The organism is Pseudomonas iridis, assembly GCF_017980685.1.
Lineage (GTDB): Bacteria > Pseudomonadota > Gammaproteobacteria > Pseudomonadales > Pseudomonadaceae > Aquipseudomonas > Aquipseudomonas iridis.
Window position 1 is genome coordinate 16004 of the sequence record NZ_JACXXO010000021.1, and the last position, 18522, is coordinate 34525.

General features: G+C 59.4%; 19 protein-coding genes. 6 read left to right on the top strand and 13 right to left on the bottom strand.

The window, feature by feature from the left end; translation table 11 throughout:
• Positions 1–80 precede the first annotated feature (80 nt).
• Complete coding sequence (locus IEQ42_RS24330) at positions 81–1472, bottom strand: aldehyde dehydrogenase family protein (protein WP_210705722.1); 1392 nt, start codon at positions 1470–1472, stop codon at positions 81–83.
• 104 nt (positions 1473–1576) lie between these two features.
• Between IEQ42_RS24330 and ptrR the strand changes: the two genes are divergently transcribed.
• Entirely contained in the window at positions 1577–2455 is an 879-nt protein-coding gene (gene ptrR / locus IEQ42_RS24335) for a putrescine utilization regulator PtrR (RefSeq protein WP_210705815.1), read from the top strand.
• A gap of 95 nt (positions 2456–2550) precedes the next feature.
• On the opposite strand, the gene IEQ42_RS24340 is transcribed toward ptrR, so the two are convergent.
• The gene (locus tag IEQ42_RS24340; protein ID WP_210705723.1) at positions 2551–3189 is read right to left on the bottom strand and encodes a cysteine hydrolase family protein; all 639 of its coding nucleotides are present in this window, start codon (positions 3187–3189) and stop codon (positions 2551–2553) included.
• Between the two features lie 99 nt (positions 3190–3288).
• Here IEQ42_RS24340 and IEQ42_RS24345 point away from each other — a divergent pair, with 99 nt between their 5' ends.
• A complete protein-coding gene (locus IEQ42_RS24345; RefSeq protein ID WP_210705725.1) occupies positions 3289–3789 on the top strand; it encodes a winged helix-turn-helix transcriptional regulator in 501 nt (166 codons plus the stop codon).
• 6 nt (positions 3790–3795) lie between these two features.
• Here IEQ42_RS24345 and IEQ42_RS24350 read toward each other — a convergent pair whose 3' ends face one another.
• Together IEQ42_RS24350 and IEQ42_RS24355 are read right to left on the bottom strand one after the other, a co-directional pair.
• Complete coding sequence (locus IEQ42_RS24350; RefSeq protein ID WP_210705727.1) at positions 3796–4419, bottom strand: glutathione S-transferase family protein; 624 nt, start codon at positions 4417–4419, stop codon at positions 3796–3798.
• Positions 4420–4580: 161 nt separating this feature from the next.
• Positions 4581–5399, bottom strand: coding sequence for an alpha/beta fold hydrolase (locus IEQ42_RS24355; protein ID WP_210705729.1), 819 nt, complete (start codon positions 5397–5399; stop codon positions 4581–4583).
• A 184-nt stretch (positions 5400–5583) separates the two neighbouring features.
• Here IEQ42_RS24355 and IEQ42_RS24360 point away from each other — a divergent pair, with 184 nt between their 5' ends.
• The gene (locus tag IEQ42_RS24360; RefSeq protein WP_210705731.1) at positions 5584–6033 is read left to right on the top strand and encodes a winged helix-turn-helix transcriptional regulator; all 450 of its coding nucleotides are present in this window, start codon (positions 5584–5586) and stop codon (positions 6031–6033) included.
• A 97-nt stretch (positions 6034–6130) separates the two neighbouring features.
• On the opposite strand, the gene IEQ42_RS24365 is transcribed toward IEQ42_RS24360, so the two are convergent.
• From IEQ42_RS24365 to IEQ42_RS24375, 3 genes are all read right to left on the bottom strand, one after another.
• On the bottom strand, positions 6131–7174 hold the full coding sequence (locus IEQ42_RS24365) for an LLM class flavin-dependent oxidoreductase (RefSeq protein WP_210705733.1): 1044 nt from the start codon (positions 7172–7174) through the stop codon (positions 6131–6133).
• A 157-nt stretch (positions 7175–7331) separates the two neighbouring features.
• Positions 7332–7817, bottom strand: coding sequence for a flavin reductase family protein (locus IEQ42_RS24370; protein ID WP_210705735.1), 486 nt, complete (start codon positions 7815–7817; stop codon positions 7332–7334).
• On the bottom strand, positions 7814–8230 hold the full coding sequence (locus tag IEQ42_RS24375) for a hypothetical protein (protein WP_210705737.1): 417 nt from the start codon (positions 8228–8230) through the stop codon (positions 7814–7816). Before IEQ42_RS24375 ends, IEQ42_RS24370 begins: the two co-directional genes overlap by 4 nt.
• Here IEQ42_RS24375 and IEQ42_RS24380 point away from each other — a divergent pair.
• On the top strand, positions 8223–9323 hold the full coding sequence (locus IEQ42_RS24380) for a polyamine ABC transporter substrate-binding protein (protein ID WP_210705739.1): 1101 nt from the start codon (positions 8223–8225) through the stop codon (positions 9321–9323). The genes IEQ42_RS24375 and IEQ42_RS24380 overlap by 8 nt on opposite strands.
• A gap of 107 nt (positions 9324–9430) precedes the next feature.
• Here IEQ42_RS24380 and IEQ42_RS24385 read toward each other — a convergent pair whose 3' ends face one another.
• Positions 9431–10411, bottom strand: a complete 981-nt coding sequence (locus IEQ42_RS24385) for a TerC family protein (protein ID WP_042559537.1) — start codon at positions 10409–10411, stop codon at positions 9431–9433.
• A 136-nt stretch (positions 10412–10547) separates the two neighbouring features.
• On the bottom strand, positions 10548–11336 hold the full coding sequence (locus IEQ42_RS24390) for an AraC family transcriptional regulator (RefSeq protein WP_210705741.1): 789 nt from the start codon (positions 11334–11336) through the stop codon (positions 10548–10550).
• 84 nt (positions 11337–11420) lie between these two features.
• Between IEQ42_RS24390 and IEQ42_RS24395 the strand changes: the two genes are divergently transcribed.
• On the top strand, positions 11421–12419 hold the full coding sequence (locus tag IEQ42_RS24395) for a bile acid:sodium symporter family protein (RefSeq protein WP_210705743.1): 999 nt from the start codon (positions 11421–11423) through the stop codon (positions 12417–12419).
• A gap of 38 nt (positions 12420–12457) precedes the next feature.
• Here IEQ42_RS24395 and IEQ42_RS24400 read toward each other — a convergent pair whose 3' ends face one another.
• The gene (locus IEQ42_RS24400) at positions 12458–13063 is read right to left on the bottom strand and encodes a LuxR C-terminal-related transcriptional regulator (protein ID WP_210705745.1); all 606 of its coding nucleotides are present in this window, start codon (positions 13061–13063) and stop codon (positions 12458–12460) included.
• A gap of 114 nt (positions 13064–13177) precedes the next feature.
• Here IEQ42_RS24400 and IEQ42_RS24405 point away from each other — a divergent pair, with 114 nt between their 5' ends.
• Positions 13178–14806 carry an ATP-binding response regulator gene (locus IEQ42_RS24405; RefSeq protein WP_210705747.1) on the top strand — a complete coding sequence of 543 codons (1629 nt, stop codon included), beginning with the start codon at positions 13178–13180 and terminating at the stop codon, positions 14804–14806.
• Between the two features lie 84 nt (positions 14807–14890).
• On the opposite strand, the gene IEQ42_RS24410 is transcribed toward IEQ42_RS24405, so the two are convergent.
• From IEQ42_RS24410 to IEQ42_RS24420, 3 genes are all read right to left on the bottom strand, one after another.
• Complete coding sequence (locus IEQ42_RS24410; protein WP_210705748.1) at positions 14891–15205, bottom strand: hypothetical protein; 315 nt, start codon at positions 15203–15205, stop codon at positions 14891–14893.
• 511 nt (positions 15206–15716) lie between these two features.
• Positions 15717–16889, bottom strand: a complete 1173-nt coding sequence (locus IEQ42_RS24415) for a cystathionine gamma-synthase (protein ID WP_210705751.1) — start codon at positions 16887–16889, stop codon at positions 15717–15719.
• Positions 16886–18262, bottom strand: a complete 1377-nt coding sequence (locus IEQ42_RS24420; protein ID WP_210705753.1) for a pyridoxal-phosphate dependent enzyme — start codon at positions 18260–18262, stop codon at positions 16886–16888. Before IEQ42_RS24420 ends, IEQ42_RS24415 begins: the two co-directional genes overlap by 4 nt.
• Positions 18263–18522: the final 260 nt, after the last annotated feature.

An 18522-nucleotide genomic window follows, 5' to 3' on the forward strand; every position in this document is an offset into this window, starting at 1 on the left:
AGGGGGACCTGATCACTATAGAAGGCTCACGGCAATGGGCAACTTGCAGGGCATCGAGCGGCAGCATTTTCTGCTAACGATCAGCGGCGATCCAGCCACACCGTCTGCGCATTGCAGAACTCGCGAACGCCGAAGTGCGACAGCTCACGGCCAAACCCACTCTTCTTCACGCCGCCGAATGTCACGCGCGGGTCGCTGGCGGAATAACCGTTGATGAATACGCCGCCGGTTTCCAGCTCGCTGGTCAGTTGCTGTGCCAGTTGCACATTGGCGGTGTAGATCGTCGCGGTCAGGCCGAATTCGCTGTCGTTGGCCAACGCGACGGCATGCGCGCAATCGCGGGCAGTAATAATTGAGGCGACCGGGCCGAACAGTTCCTGTTTGAACGAAGTCATGCGATCGGTAACGTCAGCCAGCACGGTCGGCTCGTAGTAGTTGCCAGCCCCAGCGGTTTTGACGCCGCCGAGCAACAGGGTCGCACCTTCCTCGAGGGTGTCGCGCACTTGCTGATCCAGTTCATCACGCAGATCAAAACGCGCCATCGGCCCGATGTAAGTGTCGGCAGACAGCGGATCGCCCACCTTCAACTTGCGCGTTGCCTCAACGAATTTGCGGGTGAACGCTTCGACGACGCCTTCTTCGATAATCAGTCGCTTGGCCGCCGCGCAGACCTGACCGGAGTTCTGGTAGCGACCGATCACTGCGGCCTGAACGGCTTCGTCGAGATTGGCGTCATTGAGCACGATAAACGGATCAGATCCGCCCAACTCCAGCACGCATTTCTTCAGCGCGGCACCGGCCTGAGCGCCGATGGCCATGCCAGCGCGGACGCTGCCGGTCAACGTAACGGCGGCAATGCGCGGGTCGGCGATGGCGCTGGAGACGCCTTCTGGAGTGACGTTGATCACTTCAAACACGCCGGGGGCAAAGCCTGCGCGGGTAAACGCATCGCGCAGCAAATAAGCGCTGCCCATCACGTTAGGCGCATGCTTGAGAACGTAGGTATTGCCGGCGACAAGCGCTGGAACGGCACCGCGCAGCACTTGCCAGATCGGGAAGTTCCACGGCATCACGGCGAGGATCGGGCCGAGTGGGCGGTATTCGATGCGCGCCTTGCCGCCTTCAACCTGAGTCGGTTCAGCATCGAGCATGGCCGGGCCATGTTCGGCGTACCACTCGCAGAGCTTGGCGCATTTTTCGATTTCACCGCGGGCCTGGGCAATGGGCTTACCCATTTCCAGGGTGATCATGGTGGCCATGGCCTCAGCGGTTTCACGCAGCGCGCCGGCGAGGGCGGTCAGGGCGCGAGAGCGATCTTGCAACGGCTTGCGTTTCCACTTGCCGAAGCCGAAGGCGGCGCGGGTCAGCGCGGCATCGAGGGCTTCTGCGGATTCAAACGCGTAGTGGCCGATCTGCTCGCCAGTGGCAGGGTTGGTCGAAATGGCGTAGGTCTGGCTGGAAATCTGGCTCATGGCTTTCGTCCTGCGTGTTCATGGGATGGGCCTAGAGTAGGGTGGTGTTTGTGTTCTGGAAACTGAATAATAAAGATCGTTTCTTTCACGATTAGAGAATGACTATGGATCTGGTGCAGCTGGAAATCTTCAAAGCCGTGGCCGAACACGGCAGCATCAGCGCCGCCGCCGCGCAGATCCATCGCGTGCCGTCGAACCTGACCACGCGGATCAAACAGCTTGAGCAGGATCTGGGCGTCGATCTGTTTATTCGTGAAAAAAGCCGTTTGCGCCTGTCACCGGCCGGTTGGAGTTTTCTTGAATACGCACGGCGCATTCTCGATCTGGTGCAAGAGGCGCGGGCCACGGTTGCCGGTGAAGAACCCCAGGGAGCATTTCCTCTGGGTTCGCTGGAAAGTACCGCCGCGGTGCGCATCCCGGAACTGCTGGCGGCGTATAACCAGTTGCACCCCAAAGTCGATCTGGACCTGTCTACCGGCCCGTCCGGGACAATGATCGACGGCGTGCTATCCGGGCGTCTGGCCGCTGCATTTGTCGACGGCCCGGTGTTGCATCCGGCGCTGGAGGGCGTGCCGGCGTTTGAAGAGGAAATGGTCGTCATCGCACCGCTTAACCATCCGCCAGTCCAGCGCGCGGCGGATGTGAACGGCGAGAGCATCTATGCGTTTCGCTCCAACTGCTCCTACCGTCACCACTTCGAAAAATGGTTCAGCACCGACGCCGCCGTGCCCGGCAAGATCTTCGAAATGGAGTCCTATCACGGCATGCTCGCTTGCGTCAGCGCCGGCGCAGGCCTGGCGCTGATGCCACGCAAAATGCTGCAAAGCATGCCCGGCAGCGCGACGGTGAGTGTCTGGCCGCTGGCGGCAGATTTTCGCTACCTGACCACTTGGCTGGTGTGGCGGCGGGGCACGGTGTCGCGCAGCCTGAGCATGTTTGTGCGCTTGCTTGAAGAGCGCGGTGTGGTGCGTGCAGAAGAATAATTGTCACGGTGTGTGATTGTGGTTTTTGGCGCAGGGTGTCGGCGATGGCCACGAAAGTTTCCACGGATACGACCCGTGTCAAACGCCGGATCGGCTCACTGCGCTGCACCGTGTGGGTTGAGGCTGGCGATCAGTTCGTCGGTGCTGGCGATGACATGGGCGAAGGTCGGGCCGTTGAGTTCGTGAGCGGCGTGCATCATTTCCGCTTTGAGCGCGGCGGTGGCATCGCGCACCAAGGTGACGTGATAGCCCAGTTCAGAAGCATAGCGGGCGGTGGCTTCGATGCAGGTGTTGGCCAGCAGACCGGCGATGATCACGTGGGTGATGCCTTTCTGTTTCAGGCGAAAATCCAGATCGGTGTTGGCGAAACCGCTGGAGCCCCAATGTTCCTGAACCACGATGTCGCCGTCCTGCGGCGCGAAGTCCGGATGCCATTCGCCGCCCCATTCGCCACGGGCAAAATGGTGCATGTGCATGATCTTGCATTGGGTCGGGGTGGGGTGATCCCAGTTTTCGTAATCGCCTTTTTCCCAGCGATGATGGGGGACGATGACTACCGGAATCTGCAGGCCGCGCACGGCGCGGTCGAGTTTGCGCAGGTTGTCCAGTAAACCGATCTGGTCGGCCATCGGTTTGATCAGTGGGAAGACCTTGCCGCCCTCCGAGAGAAAATCGTTGTACGGATCGACCAGCAAGTAAGCGGTTCTGTCCAGCGGGTAGCGAGGTGGCAACATGGCTGTTTGCTCCGGCAAAGAGTTTGAACAGTGCGCAGGGCTCGTCCCGGCGCCATGTTGATATGATAATCATAGTAATCAAGAAAGAGGCAAGCGCTGATGGCAACAAATGATAGTCCGCCTGCTGACACGCTGTGCCCGGTGGCGCGGGCGGAGGCAATCGTAGGTGATCGCTGGACAGTACTGGTTTTGCGCGAGTTGTTTATGGGCAGCCATCGCTATGACGAGATCCTGGCGCAAACCGCTGGCACCCCGCAGATGGTCGCCGCCCGCCTGAAAAACCTCGAGGCGCACGGGCTGGTCGAGCGTCGTTTGTACAACGAGCGGCCGAAACGCTACGAGTACCACCTCACCGCGAAAGGCGAGGCGTTTTATCCGGTGGTGATTGCGTTGCGGGCATGGGGAGAAACCTGGTGCAAGGCACCGGAAGAGGGAGTGGCCGTGAACATGACCCACAAAACCTGTCATCACGACGCAGGTTTGGGTCCGCTATGCGACCACTGCGGCGAACCTTTGCAGCGCGCAGACCTGATCAGCCAGCCGCGAGTAGCCTACGCCGCCGAACGGCAGGCGCGGCGTGAGGCGTTCAAGGCGAAATAGCCTTGATCACGGCGTGCCGTTGCGGCCGTAAAGCAGATAACCGGGACGTTGGCTCAAGCGCTCGTAGTAGGCATTGACCGCGGGCAGGTGCGGATGAGCGAGCGGCGTCTCGAACCAGCGATTGACTGACAAGCCAATCGGGATATCGGCCAGGGAAAACTGCTCGCCGCTGACATAGGCGCCGGTTTTCTCCAGCTGCCGGTCGAGGATTTCCATGTTGCGCGACCAGTCCCGGCATCCAGCGGCCAATGCCTCCGGGTCTTGATAGTCCGGTGATTTGCGCACCAGCGACATGAGCGGATACGACCACGAGCGGTTCAGCTCCGAAGGCTGCCAGTCCAGCCACTGATCGATGCGCGCACGCTCGCGCGCATCCGCCGGATAAAGGTGCGAACCGTCAAAACGCGCCACCAGATAACGAATGATCGAATTTGATTCCCACAGGGTGAAATCACCGTCCTGAATCACCGGCACCATGGCGCAAGGATTGAGTGCGAGAAATTCAGGTGTGTCGGTGGATTTGAAGCCCGAGCCCCAATCTTCACGCTCGAACGGGATCTGCAGTTCGGCGCAGGTCCACAGCACTTTGCGCACATTGATTGATGAAGCCTTGCCTAGAATTCGCAGCATCGGGTTTCCCTCCTTGGTGGTCGTCGGTCGTGACAAATACCATAGTGCAATGCACAAGGCCCACATGACGTGATGCTGTTTCACCTGAGAATGACGCTTGAATTGTGGCGAGGGAGTCTGCTCCCTCGCCACAGGTTAGTGTCAGGTTTGATTGACCAGGGTTATCGGCTGAGAAACGCCAACAAATCCTCATTCAGCGCCTGCGCATGCGTCACCGCAAAACCATGTGGTGCACCGGCATAAACCTTGAGTTCAGACCCTTTGATCTGCGCGGCAGCCTGTTTGCCGGTGGTTTCGAACGGCACGATCTGATCGCCGTCGCCATGAATCACCAATGTCGGCACATCGATCTTCGCCATGTCCGGACGGAAGTCGGTTTCCGAGAAGGCAGTCACGCAGTCCACGGTGCCTTTGAGCGACGCCAGCAGCGCGACGTTCAGGGTTTGCGTCAGCACGCCATCGGAGACGGTCTGGCCCTGATTGGTGCCATAGAACGGCGCGGCAAAGTCAGCGATGAACTGCGCACGATCTTTCAGCAGACCGGCCTTGATGCCATCGAACACCGACGTATCTACGCCCTGCGGGAAGTCGGCTTTCTTGCCGAACAGCGGCGTCACTGCGCCCAGTAAAACCAACCCGGCAACGCGCTCGCTGCCGTGCCGGGCGATGTAGCGGCTGACATCCCCGCCGCCCATGGAGAAACCCACCAGTGTCACTTCACGCAGGTCCAGATGATTGATCAGTTGCGCGATGTCATCGGCAAAGGTGTCGTAGTCGTAACCGGTCCACGGTTGATCGGAACGGCCGAAACCCCGACGGTCGAAAGCGATAGTGCGATAGCCACGACTGCTCAGGTATTCCATCTGGTATTCCCACATGTCGGCGTCCAGTGGCCAGCCGTGGCTGAACAGCACGGGCTTACCGCTGCCCCAGTCCTTGTAATAGATTGCGGTGCCGTCTTGCGTGGTGAGCGTGCTCATGGAAACTCCTTGCGTCAGGGTTCTTCGAAGGGCGTGCATGGATTGCCGAAAAGGCAGCCTTCACTATCCCCGCAATCGCAACCGGTCACTTGTATGCAGGTGCTGGGTTGGATCTCGGCATCAGGGTTGTATGATGCAACCCTGAGCCACAAGGCCGATCACTGGTTTGAGGGAGTACGTTGACGTGAAGCGCAAAAGCCTGCAGGGCAATGCCTGCCCGGTTGCCCGGACACTGGACCTGATCGGTGACTGGTGGTCGTTGCTGATCATCCGCGATGCGCTGGAGGGCATACGCCGGTTCAGCGATTTTCAAAAGAACCTGGATATCGCCAAAAACATGCTCAGCGCCCGCCTCAAGGCGTTGGTGGAGCAGGGCATCCTGCAAACGGTGCCGGCAGCCGATGGCGGCGCCTATAAGGAATATGTGCTGACCGAACGCGGCAAGGCCTTGCAGACCGTGATTGTCGCGCTGTCGCAATGGGGCGGCGAGTTTATGTACGAACCGGGTGAGGCGGGATCAGTGATGGTCGATGCGAAGAATCGCCAACCGATCCGCAAGATTGAACTGAAGGCAGAGGACGGTCGCGTGTTGGCGGCGAACGAGGTGGCGACTCGGTTCGGCGTCGAGCATTGAAAAATCGTCTTTAACAGCGTCCTCGACGGACAAAGAAGGGGAGCGTTCATTCTGATGAATGCTCCCCCGTTTTCAGTTACGGAGTGCGCAACGGTTTTCACCGAAACGCCGGCACCACATGCTTGATAAACAACGCCAACGACTTCTTCTTCTCCTCATGCGGCAAGCTGTTATCACACCAAAAACTAAACTCATCCACCCCCAGTTCCTGGTAGTACTTGATCCGCGGAATAATCTCCTCCGGCGTACCAATCATCGCTGTCTTGTGCAAACTCTCCAGCTCAAACTCCGGACGCCCTGCGAACTTCTCCTCCGGACTCGGCGCAAGGAAGCCGTTCACCGGCGTTTCCTTGTTGCCAAACCACGCATCAAACGTGCGGTAGAACCGCGAGATCGCTTTCGCGCCGACTTTCCAGCCTTCCGGATCATCAACGGTGTGCACGTGGGTATGACGCAGGACCATCAATTGCGGGCGAGCTACGTCTGGATTGTTGTCCAGCGCAGTCTGGAATTTGTTCTTCAGATCGAGGACTTCTTCGTCGCCCTTCATCAATGGCGTGACCATCACGTTGCAGCCGTTAGCCACGGCGAAGTTGTGTGAATCCGGGTCGCGGGCGGCGATCCACATCGGTGGATTGGGCTTCTGGATGGGTTTCGGCACGCTGGTGGACGTGGGGAATTTCCAGATGTCGCCGTCGTGGGCGTAGTCGCCTTGCCAGAGGGCGCGGACCACCGGAACCATTTCTCGCAGGGCCTGGCCGCCGCTTGATGCGGGCATGCCGCCGGCCATGCGATCGAATTCAACCTGATAGGCGCCGCGGGCGAGGCCGACTTCCATGCGGCCGTTGCTGATGACGTCGAGCAACGCGCATTCACCGGCGACCCGCAGCGGGTGCCAGAACGGCGCGATGATGGTGCCGGCGCCGAGGTGGATGGTGGTGGTTTTGGCCGCGAGGTAGGCCAGCAGCGGCATCGGGCTTGGCGAGATGGTGTATTCCATGGCGTGGTGTTCGCCGATCCACACGGTGCTGAAACCACCGGCCTCGGCCATCAGGGTAAGTTCGGTGAGGTCTTCGAACAGTTGGCGGTGGCTGACGCTTTCGTCCCAGCGTTCCATGTGTACGAACAGGGAAAATTTCATGACGCTTCCTCGGATTTTTTGTTGTTGTGGCCGCAAAACTGCAGGAGCGAGCCTGCTCACGATGGCGTAGTGTCAGTCGCTATCTGCTTGCCTGTAACACCGCTTTCGCGAGCAGGCTCGCTCCCACATTTGATCTGCATGAGTCTGGAGGTTTTGATCAGGCCAGGACGGGCAGGGCGCCCATTTTGCCGTGGCAATACACCAGCGGACCGGCGCACTGTTCGGGCACGATCAGGTTCTTCACCGCGCCGACCATGATCGCGTGGTCGCCACCTTCGTATTCGCGCCACAACTCGCACTCGATCACCGCTGTCGCGTTGGCCAGAATCGGATTGCCCAGGTCGCTCAATGTCCACTCGATGCCCTGTGCCTTGTCCTTGCCTTTGCGGGCGAAGGCGTAGGCTTCGCTTTGCTGGCCACCGGACAGAACATGGATCGCAAAGCGTTTGTTCTTGATCAGTACCGGGTAGGAGTCGGAGCTGTAGTTGGGGCAGAACAGCACCAGGGCCGGATCGATCGACAGCGAACTGAAGGCGCTGGCGGTCAGACCGACGATCTGGCCGTCGTCATCAAGAGTGGTGATGACGGTTACGCCGGACGGGAACGAGCCCATGACTTGTTTGTAGATGGCGGCATCGATCATTGGGCAGTCCTCGGGTGTTGTGACGCGATTGTTATGTATTTGTTGGTCTGATGGTATACCAGTATTTGTTCTTTGCAAGGGCTTTTAAGCGGAGCCGATAAGCGTGGCTTTTGCGTCGAAAAGGCGATGTTCAACGGGATTTGAATAGGCACGAAGTGGGTGAATCTAGTACGAACACTGCCCAGCCATTCACCGGCTACTTGCGTTTGCGCATAACGGTGGTCATTCAAATTGGCCATATCGATCCCCTTTTGGCCCATCGCCCACTGTGATCCATCTACGCGGTCAGCAAGAATCAAAGCCACAACGAAACGCCAGACCTTTTTACCCTTGGCTATCTTTAGCCACTGCCGTGTACAGAACATAAAAACCATCGAACTCACGTCGCTTTTTGGGAAAACAACCATGGTCACGATGAAACGTATTCTGGGTGCCACCGTGTGTGGACTGACGCTGCTGGCCAGCACGGTCCAGGCCGAGCAGCGCGAACTGCGGGTGTATAACTGGGCGGATTACATCCTGCCGGCGGTGCCCAAGGATTTCGCAGCGCAAAGCGGCATCAAAGTGACCTGGGACACCTTCGACACTAACGAATCTCTGGAGGCCAAACTGCTGACCGGTAACTCCGGTTACGATCTGGTGGTGCCGTCGAACCAGTTTCTCGAGACCCAGATCAAGGCCGGTGTGTTTCAGAAACTCGACAAGTCGAAGTTGCCCAACTGGAAACACCAGGACCCGGAGCTCTTGAAGCTGTTGGGCAAGAACGATCCCGGCAACCAGTACGGCGTGCCCTACATGGTCGGTACGGTGCTGATCGGCTTCAACCCGGCCAAGGTCAAGGCGGCGCTGGGCGAGAATGCGCCGGTGGACAGCTGGGATCTGGTGTTCAAGCCCGAGAACATGGAAAAGCTGAAATCCTGCGGTGTGGCGATGCTTGATTCGCCGACGGAAATTCTGCCGCTGGCCCTGCATTATCTGGGCCTCGACCCGAACAGCCAAAACCCCGCCGACTACGAAAAAGCCAAAGAGCTGATGCTCAAGGTTCGCCCCTACGTCACCTACTTCCACTCCGCCAAATACATGACCGACATCGCCAACGGCGACATCTGCGTAGCCATCGGTTATTCCGGCAGCTTCTATCAGTTCGGCAACCGCGCGAAAGAGTCGGGCAATGGTGTCGTGGTCGACTGGCGCTTGCCGAAGGAAGGCGCGCCGATCTGGTTCGATACGTTCGCGATTCCGAAGAGCGCGAAGAACGTCGCCGAGGCTCATGAGTTTCTCAACAACCTGCTTGACCCGAAGGTCATCGCGCCGATCAGTGATTTCCTCGGTTACCCGAATGCGAACAAGGATTCGATGGCGTTGATCAACAAGGAAATCACTGGCAACCCGAACCTGACGCCGACCCCCGAGGCGCTGAAAACCCTCTACGTCGTCCAGCCACTGCCGCAAAAGGTTGAGCGTGTTCGCACCCGGGTCTGGACCAGCATCAAATCCGGTAATTGACAGCACGCAATTCTGTGGGAGCGAGCCTGCTCGCGAATGCGGTGGATCAGCCAACATAATCGTTGAATGACACGACGCCTTCGCGAGCAGGCTCGCTCCCACAGGGATTAGGGTGACTGGTTTTCCGGCGCTTTGCCCTTCGTCGTGATCAGGCTCAGCAGCACTGACCCGAAAATCACCCCGCCCACCACCGCCAACGACCATTCCACCGGCATGTGGAACCACGGCATCAATGTCATCTTGCCGCCGATGAACACCAGCACGATCGCCAAACCGTACTTGAGCAGGTGGAAGCGGTCGGCCATGTCCGCCAGCAGAAAGTACAGCGCCCGCAGGCCCATTATCGCGAAGATGTTCGAGGTGAAGACGATGAACGGGTCAGTGGTGACGGCGAAGATCGCCGGGATGCTGTCGACCGCGAACATCAAGTCGCTGGCCTCGATCAGCACCAGCACCAGAAACATCGGCGTGGCCCAGCGCACACCGTTTTGCAGGACAAAAAACCGTTCGCCATGAAAGCCGCTGGTAATCCGCATATGCCCCCGCACCCAGCGCAATAAAGGGTTTTTCTCCAGATCCGGTTGCTGATCGGCAAAGATCAGCATCTTGATACCGGTGATGATCAGGAACACCCCGAACACGTACAGCAGCCACTCGAACTGCGATACCAGCCACACCCCGGCAAAAATCATCACCGCACGCATCACGATCGCCCCGAGTACGCCGTACAGCAGCACGCGACGCTGCAACTCCGGCGGCACGGCGAAGTAGGTGAAGATCATCACGAAGATGAACATGTTGTCGATCGACAGCGACTGCTCGATCAGATAACCGGTGAGGAATTCCAGGGTTTTCTGTCGGGCGATTTCGCCGCCGAATTCACCGTTCAGATACCACCACAGCAGCCCGGCGAAGCTCAGCGCCAGCAAGCACCAGGCAATGACCCATGCCGAGGCTTCTCGCACTGAAACCCGATGCGCCTTGCGCCCGCCGAACACAAAAAGGTCCAATGCCAACATCGCAAGTACGAAGACGATGAAGGCGCCCCACATCCACGGTTCGCCGATATTGATGTTCGTTTCTGGCATGTCACGCTCCCTTGTTCTGGTTGTATCAGGGTCAGACGAGGCCATGCTAGCGACGTGTTTGGGCGAAAGAAAAATCGTTTATTTCTGGTTTAGAGTTCGGTTTTAACGAAGTGTTGACCCCGTGGATGATCGCGGATCAGCGAAAAAACTCCCCCGGCGTCTCCCCAAACTGCTGGCGAAACGCTGCAATAAACGCCGACGTCGAGTCGTAGCCGCAGGCCAGCGCGACGTCGGTGACGCGTTCGCCTTTTTCCAGTGGCGTCAGCGCTCCGAGCAGGCGCAAGCGTTGGCGCCAGGCGCGGAAGGTCAGGCCCGTGTCGCGCAGGAACAGGCGCGTGAGGGTTTTTTCGGTGACACCGAACTTCTCGCTCCAATGGCTCAGCGTGGTCTGCTGTTCGGGATGTTGCTCCAGGCTCTGGTAGATCTGCCGTAAACGCGGGTCTTGCGGCAGCGGCAACATCAGATCGATCTGTGGCGCTTCGGCGAGTTGATCGAGGATCACCTGGGCCAGCCGTCCGTGTGGGCCGGATTGATCGTATTCCACGGGAACCTGGCTGAAGGCGCGGATCAGTTCGCGCAGCAAGTCGCTGACACCGAGCACATGACAGTGCTCAACTGCCCAACCGGCAACGCTGCAATCGATATACAGGCTGCGCATTTCGGTGTGCGGCGAACTGAATACCCGATGCGGCACACCGGCCGGAATCCATACGGCGCGCTCCGGCGGCGCAACGAAGCGTCCGGCACTGGTCTGGACCTCAAGCACCCCTTCAATGGCGTACGACAATTGCACCCACGGATGGCTGTGGCGGCGGGTCAGTGCGCGATTGGGCAGGGATTCAGTGCGCCCGTACAGTGGCCGCGGCAGGCTGGGCAGCCCGGGAATGCTGCGCCGAATACTTTTGACATGTCCTTTAGGCGGCATCTGCAGGCTCTTCGGCGTTAGTCGGTAATTCCCGCTCACGTTAGAGTCGTCGGCACGCACTGGCAACCCCCGGATGAACACACCATGACGCGCCCAAGATTCCTGCCCGACAACTTCACCCTGACGCTGATCGGCGTCGTGCTACTGGCGAGTTTTCTACCTGCCAGCGGTCAGGTCGCGGTCGGTTTCGGCTGGCTGACCAACATCGCCATCGCACTGCTGTTTTTCCTCCACGGCGCCAAACTCTCCCGTGAATCGATCATCGCCGGCGCCGGTCACTGGCGTCTGCATTTGCTGGTGTTCGGTCTGACCTTCGTGCTGTTCCCGCTGCTTGGATTTGCCTTGAAACCGCTGCTGTCGCCGCTGATTGGCGACACGTTGTACATGGGCATGCTTTACCTGTGCGCGTTACCCGCAACGGTGCAATCGGCGATTGCCTTCACCTCGCTGGCGCGGGGCAACATTCCTGCGGCGATTTGCAGTGCGGCGGCATCCAGCCTGTTCGGGATTTTCCTCACGCCGTTGCTGGTGACGCTGCTGCTCGATGTCCATGGTGACGGCGGTTCGACCCTCGATGCGATCGTCAAAATCAGCGTGCAGTTGCTACTGCCATTCATCGTGGGTCAGATTGCCCGTCGCTGGATCGGCGCGTGGGTAGGGCGCAACAAGAACTGGCTGAAGTTTGTCGATCAGGGTTCGATTCTGCTGGTGGTTTACGGCGCGTTCAGCGAGGCAGTCAACGAAGGCATCTGGCATCAGATCCCGCTGATCGAGTTGCTCGGGCTGGTAGTTGTCTGCTGCATTTTGCTGGCACTGGTGCTAGTGGCGGCGACGTTGCTGGGCAAGGCCTTCGGTTTCAGTCAGGAAGACCGCATCACCATTCTGTTCTGCGGCTCTAAAAAGAGCCTGGCCACCGGCGTGCCGATGGCTCAGGTATTGTTTGCCGGCAGCACCATTGGCGTGCTGATCCTGCCGCTGATGCTGTTCCATCAGATTCAATTGATGGTTTGCGCGGTGTTGGCGCAGCGCTATGCGAAACGGCCGGAGTCGGTGCCGGAGCTGATGGCGCAGGTCGATCCATAACCCACACCGTCACCTGTAGGAGCTACCGAAGCCTGCGCCTACAGAATCCCTGCGTATTTCACCGCAGCGGCCGCCCGTGAGGGCACGTTGAGCGTGCGTAGTAAAGAAGACACGTGAATGCGCACCGTAAACGGTGAAATATCCAGTTCGCGAGCGATTTCCTTGTTGGTCTTGCCCTGGGCGATCAAGCGCAGGACGTCTTGCTGACGGGGTGTGAGCGGGGTGCCGGTCTCCAGCGGCAACAGCCCTGACGGCGCAAACTTCACCAGCACCTCGCCTTCACGAATCGCCAGAATCGCCTGACCGATTTCGGCCGGGGCAATGTTCTTGCCGATAAAGCCGTCAATGCCGACGGCCATGACGTCACGGATCAATGCTTCATCATCGACCATCGACACCACAATCAGCGTGCTGCGCGGCAAGCGCTGGCGCAGTTCGGCGAGCTGGCTGACGCCGGTCAGTCCGGGAAAGCGCAGATCCAGTATCAGTGTGTCCGGCTCTTCACCCACTGCCAGCAGCGCCCGCACCGCGTCCAGATCGCCGGCTTCGTCGATGACGGCTTCGGGCAGCAGTCGCTGAACCGTGCGCAGCATCCCCTCACGAAACAGCGGGTGATCGTCGGCTATGATAATTCGGCATGTCATGGCATGTCCCTCCCTGGGTCAGGCATTGCTCAAGGCTTGCACCTTAGCACCGGGCGCGATCGTTGCCTGTAGGCTGCTTCCGAATCTGACGATTGCTGCACAAGGACGTTTACCATGAAGTTCGAGAAAAATACCGAACTCGACCAGGCCAATCTGCGCATCATCATTGCCAGTATTGCCGTGGTTTACATGCTCATATTGGGTTTTTTGCCGGGCGAGCGCTTCGATACGTATCTACCGGTGATCACCTACATCATCGTGTTTCTGCTGGCCTCGATCGGGTTACGCCAGGCAATTGTGCGCTGGCCGGGGCATTACCCGGCACGGCGGATTTTCGCCATGGTCCACGATTACACCGGCACCTGCTTTGGTCTGGTGGTGGGAGGCGAGGCGGCGTTGCCCCTGTATGCGGTCATCATTTGGGTCAACCTCGGCAACGGCATGCGTTATGGCTCGCGCTATCTGGCGATTGCCACGGGCCTGGCGTTGCTGGCGCTGCTGTGTGTCTATCGCCTGACCCCGGTGTGGCAGGCGCAACCGTTCATGGTGTTGATGCTGATGATCACCAGCACGGTGATCCCGTTTTACGCCCATCTGTTGCTGGAGCGCACGCGCAAGGCGTCGGAAGAAGCGGTCGCGGCCAATCTGGAGAAGTCGCGGTTCCTCGCTCAGGCCAGCCATGACCTGCGCCAGCCGATTCACTCCATCGGGCTGTTTACCGCGTGTCTGCGCGAGTCGCGGCTGGGTGATGAGGAGCGTCGGCTGGTGGACAACATCGACCGTTCGCTGCTCAACGTGTCGCAGCTGTTTCGGTCCATTCTCGACCTGTACACCCTTGATAACGGACGGGTGTTGCCGAAGCTGCAAACCATCAACTTGCACGAATGGCTGACTGAACTGATTCACCAGAACGCCGAAGCTGCGCGCTGGGCTGGCGTCGACCTGCGCTTGCGCCCCTGTAAATACTGGGTGCGCACCGATCCGGTACTGCTGGCGACCATGGTGCAGAACGTGCTTTCCAATTGCTTCAAATATGGCGCGCATCGGCCGGTCCTGATCGGCGTGCGTGGGCGCGGGGCAGGGCTGGCCATCGTGATTTATGACCGCGGCAATGGTATCGCCGAGGAGCATTTGCCAAAGGTGTTCGAGGAGTTCTATCGGGTGCGGCAAGTGCGCGACAAGGATGTCGAGGGGGTGGGGTTGGGCCTGTCGATCGTCAAGCGACTGGGCCAGTTGATGGGTGTGAGTGTTGCTTTGCGTTCGCGGCTTGGGCGGGGCACGGCGGTGACCTTGTACGGATTGCCGATCGTCGCGCCGCCGCCATCAACGGTCAATCGTGATGAGGTGCGCCAGGTCGGTTTGCTGACCGGGTTGAAGGTGTGTCTGGTTGAGGATGATCGCAACGTGCTGCTGGCGACGTCAGCATTGCTGGAGCGCTGGGGCTGTGTGGTTCAGGCCGAGTTGGCGGCAGTGGATCTGGTCACCGACTGCGACATCATCGTCGCCGACTATGACCTCGGCACCCATGCCACCGGCATCGAATGCATCGATGAAGTGCGCCGGCAGAGAGGCTGGGCGGTGCCGGCGATGATCATCACCGGGCATGACATCGAAAAAATACAGGCGGCCCTGCACGACCGCCAAATTGCCATCCTGTCCAAACCCGTGCGCCCGGCCGAGCTGCGCGCGACCTTGCGCACCCTGCGCGACCGCCAGCCGGAACTCGCTGAAAATGTGCCGTAAATGATCATCGCGGCCGCACCACAAATCCCTGTGGCAGCTAGCCTGCTGCAATTTGCAAAGGCAATCCTTTACCGGACGGAGAAATTATTGCAGCGGAATCGGTGAAGCGCCTTTGGGCAGGCACGACAGCGGCGGCTTCATGATGCCCATGCCTGCCACGGCGACGATGACGCCGCTGGGCAATTCACAGTTGTATTCCCCGGCCGGGGTGTAGGCGGTGTAGTAGGTGAGGGTGCTGTCGTTGCGGATGTTGTCGATTCTCGATACCGGTTTACCGATCACCGTTTGCGCGCGTTCTTTCATGCTGGCTTCGGTGGGTTTGATGGTCTGGCAGCCGGCAACGCCGAGCAGCACAGCACTGATCAGAGAGATCTTGCAGAGGTTGGCATGCAGTTTCATGGTGTTTCTTCCTTGCTGTTGTTTTTGATTTCCAGGCACAACGATCCCGCACGCTGCACGCAGGCAGCGTTGAGGAACGTCGGGGTTGCGGGGGAATATAGCGCCGGGTGGCGGAGCGGTCGATTAGCACAAATGTGCTAGTGCGCAGCGGGGATATACAGGGGTTAGGCGTTTCCCTTCCTGCACGTTCTGCGCAAAGCTCAAATCAGTCTAAAAATCCCGCGCCGCCTCCGTAAGCCTTTGCTAGTCTCAAAGATGTAGGTGAAGACGCAGACTGATGCGCAAACGGATAGCAAGGGGACGTGGGGCGTGTTCCGAAGGGTGCACGGTTAGAAAGATCTCCGCGCTGAGATCCAGCCCTTATGCCGTGTGAAGCAGCCGAGGCACTACCTTTTTCAATTTGGCCCGGTACTGTGAGAAGCCTGATAAACCTTGTAAGCCAGAGACCAGCACTGGCCGCCTACTCGAACACCAAAGCCCGCTTCGTGCGGGCTTTGTCGTTCTTGCAGCGCTAGATTTTCGTCAGGGCATACGCCAGATCGGCGCGCAGGTCTTCGACGTCTTCGACGCCCACCGAAAGGCGTACCAAGCCATCGCCAATCCCCAGTTTCGCGCGGGTTTCGGGTGGAATGGTGGCGTGCGTCATGATCGCCGGATGCTCGATCAGGCTTTCAACGCCGCCCAGACTTTCCGCCAGGGCGAAGATTTTCACGTTCTCCAGAAAGCGCCGTGCGCCGGCCAGATCACTGTTCAGGTCCACGGAAATCATCCCGCCGAAACCACGCATCTGCCGTTTGGCCAATTCATGCTGCGGGTGCGATTCAAGGCCGGGGTAGTAGACGCGTTTGACCTGCGGTTGCTGTTCCAGCCACTGCGCCAGATCCTGCGCGTTGCTGCAATGACGCTCCATGCGCAGCGCCAGGGTTTTCACGCCACGCAAGGTAAGAAACGCATCGAACGGCCCGGAAATCGCACCGACCGCGTTTTGCAAAAAGCCCAGACGCTCGGCCAGTTCGGCGTTCTGCCCGACCACGGCGATTCCGCCGATCACGTCGGAGTGACCGTTCAGATACTTGGTGGTCGAGTGCAGCACGATGTCGAAACCCAGCTCCAGCGGGCGCTGGATGTAGGGGCTGGCAAAGGTGTTGTCGGCCACGCTGATGATCCCGCGTGCGCGGCAGATGCGGGCGATGGCGGCCAGATCCGACAGGCTCAGCAGTGGATTGGTCGGTGTCTCGACCATGACCATGCGCGTGTCGTCCTGTAACGACGCTTCGAATGCCGACAGGTCGGTCAGGTCGACGTAGCTGAAGCGGTGCCCGGCGCTGCGTTGGCGCACCTTGTCGAACAAGCGAAAGGTGCCGCCGTACAAGTCGTTGCCGGAAATCACGTGAGAGCCGGCGTCGATCAACTCGAGAACGGTGGAAATCGTCGCCAGACCGGAGGCGAACGCAAACCCGCGGGCGCCCCCCTCCAGATCCGCCACGCAGCGCTCGAGGGCAAAACGCGTCGGGTTGTGCGAGCGCCCGTAGTCGAAACCCTTGTGCACGCCGGGGCTGTCTTGCAGGTAAGTGGAGTTGGCGTAAATCGGCGGCATCAACGCGCCGGTGGTCGGGTCGGGCTCTTGCCCGGCATGGATTACCCGGGTCGCGAAACCTTGGGAATTGTTGTCCTGCTGACTCATGCGAGGGATCTCCGTAATTGGTTGAGCATGTCGACGCGTGTGATCAAGCCATGGAAGCCCGACGCGTCGGCGATGATGGCGACGAGGCCACGGCTGAGCACCGATTCCAGCTCAGCGAGGGGGGCGTCGGGCGCGAGGGTTTGCAGTTTGTCGGTCATCACGCTGGAGACCGATTGGCTGAAGCGTGCGGCGTCCTCATGCACACCCAGCAAAATGTCCGATTCGTCGATCACCCCGACCAGTTGTTTGCCTTCCACCAGCACGGGCAGCTGCGAGACATCCGCCAGGCGCATGCGCTGGAAGGCAGTTAGCAGCGTGTCATCGGGGCCGACGCTGATGACCCGGCCGTCTTCAAAACGTCGGGCGATCAAGTCCCGCAGGTCGCCATAGCCTTTGCGCTGCAACAGGCCCTGATCGGTCATCCACTGATCGTTGTAGACCTTCGACAAATAACGCGTGCCGGTGTCGCAGACGAAACTCACCACGCGTTTGGGCTCGGTCTGTTCGCGGCAATAACGCAGCGCGGCAGCGAGCAGGGTGCCGGTCGATGACCCACCGAGAATGCCCTCGGCACGCAGCAACTGACGGGCATGGTCGAAGCTTTCTTCATCGCTGATCGAATAGGCGTGGCGTACGCTGGAGAGGTCGGTGATCGACGGAATAAAGTCCTCGCCAATGCCTTCAACCGCCCATGAACCGGGGGTTGGCAGCGAGCCGTCGCGGCTGTATTGCGCCATCACCGAGCCGACCGGGTCGGCAAGAATCATTTCCAGATCCGGTTGCACCCGTTTGAAAAAACGGGTCAGCCCGGTCAGGGTGCCGGCCGAGCCGACGCCGACCACAATTGCATCCAGATCATGTTCGGTTTGCGCCCAGATTTCCGGCGCGGTGCTGCATTCATGGGCCAGTGGGTTGGCCGGATTGTTGAACTGATCGGCAAAAAATGCGCCCGGAATGTCTTTCGCCAACCGCGCGGCGACGTCCTGGTAATACTCGGGATGACCCTTGCCGACGTCGGAGCGGGTGATGTGCACCTCGGCGCCCATGGCCTTCAAGTGCAGGACTTTTTCCGTGGACATTTTGTCCGGGACCACCAGCACCACGCGATAACCTTTGGCGCGCCCGACCAGTGCCAGGCCCAGGCCAGTATTGCCCGCAGTCGCCTCGACGATGGTGCCTCCAGGGGTGAGGCGACCGTCACGTTCGGCGGCGTCGATCATCGCCAGACCGATTCGGTCCTTGATCGAGCCGCCAGGGTTTTGTGATTCGAGTTTGAGAAAGAGTGTGCACGGGCCGGTATCGAAGCGGGTCACTTGCACCAGCGGCGTATTTCCTATCAGCCCAAGTACGGCAGGGCGAGATTCCTTTGACATTCTTCACCTCTTGTTGGTGATTGATCGCGTTCCATTCGCGGGGAAAAGCTCGCCTGCAACATAGGCCGTGAAGGGATCTCCCGCAACCATCCGGTGGGCTGAAAAGCTCAACGATTTTGATCTAACTATAGAACTGAATTTGCCGGAGGGGGCGGGCGTTATGAGGGAGTAGGGTTATGCGGATTTGAACGCTGGGCAGAAAAAACTGTAGGCGTGAGGGGATACAAAAAGGCCCCGACACCACCGCTGATCCCTGTGGG

What these genes read in the sequence shown, in the direction of transcription:
- IEQ42_RS24330 (WP_210705722.1), bottom strand. Translation starts at nt 1,472, where the DNA reads ATGAGCCAGATTTCCAGCCAGACCTACGCCATTTCGACCAACCCTGCC.
- ptrR (WP_210705815.1), top strand. Translation starts at nt 1,577, where the DNA reads ATGGATCTGGTGCAGCTGGAAATCTTCAAAGCCGTGGCCGAACACGGC.
- IEQ42_RS24340 (WP_210705723.1), bottom strand. Translation starts at nt 3,189, where the DNA reads ATGTTGCCACCTCGCTACCCGCTGGACAGAACCGCTTACTTGCTGGTC.
- IEQ42_RS24345 (WP_210705725.1), top strand. Translation starts at nt 3,289, where the DNA reads ATGGCAACAAATGATAGTCCGCCTGCTGACACGCTGTGCCCGGTGGCG.
- IEQ42_RS24350 (WP_210705727.1), bottom strand. Translation starts at nt 4,419, where the DNA reads ATGCTGCGAATTCTAGGCAAGGCTTCATCAATCAATGTGCGCAAAGTG.
- IEQ42_RS24355 (WP_210705729.1), bottom strand. Translation starts at nt 5,399, where the DNA reads ATGAGCACGCTCACCACGCAAGACGGCACCGCAATCTATTACAAGGAC.
- IEQ42_RS24365 (WP_210705733.1), bottom strand. Translation starts at nt 7,174, where the DNA reads ATGAAATTTTCCCTGTTCGTACACATGGAACGCTGGGACGAAAGCGTC.
- IEQ42_RS24370 (WP_210705735.1), bottom strand. Translation starts at nt 7,817, where the DNA reads ATGATCGATGCCGCCATCTACAAACAAGTCATGGGCTCGTTCCCGTCC.
- IEQ42_RS24380 (WP_210705739.1), top strand. Translation starts at nt 8,223, where the DNA reads ATGGTCACGATGAAACGTATTCTGGGTGCCACCGTGTGTGGACTGACG.
- IEQ42_RS24385 (WP_042559537.1), bottom strand. Translation starts at nt 10,411, where the DNA reads ATGCCAGAAACGAACATCAATATCGGCGAACCGTGGATGTGGGGCGCC.
- IEQ42_RS24390 (WP_210705741.1), bottom strand. Translation starts at nt 11,336, where the DNA reads ATGCCGCCTAAAGGACATGTCAAAAGTATTCGGCGCAGCATTCCCGGG.
- IEQ42_RS24395 (WP_210705743.1), top strand. Translation starts at nt 11,421, where the DNA reads ATGACGCGCCCAAGATTCCTGCCCGACAACTTCACCCTGACGCTGATC.
- IEQ42_RS24400 (WP_210705745.1), bottom strand. Translation starts at nt 13,063, where the DNA reads ATGACATGCCGAATTATCATAGCCGACGATCACCCGCTGTTTCGTGAG.
- IEQ42_RS24405 (WP_210705747.1), top strand. Translation starts at nt 13,178, where the DNA reads ATGAAGTTCGAGAAAAATACCGAACTCGACCAGGCCAATCTGCGCATC.
- IEQ42_RS24410 (WP_210705748.1), bottom strand. Translation starts at nt 15,205, where the DNA reads ATGAAACTGCATGCCAACCTCTGCAAGATCTCTCTGATCAGTGCTGTG.
- IEQ42_RS24415 (WP_210705751.1), bottom strand. Translation starts at nt 16,889, where the DNA reads ATGAGTCAGCAGGACAACAATTCCCAAGGTTTCGCGACCCGGGTAATC.
- IEQ42_RS24420 (WP_210705753.1), bottom strand. Translation starts at nt 18,262, where the DNA reads ATGTCAAAGGAATCTCGCCCTGCCGTACTTGGGCTGATAGGAAATACG.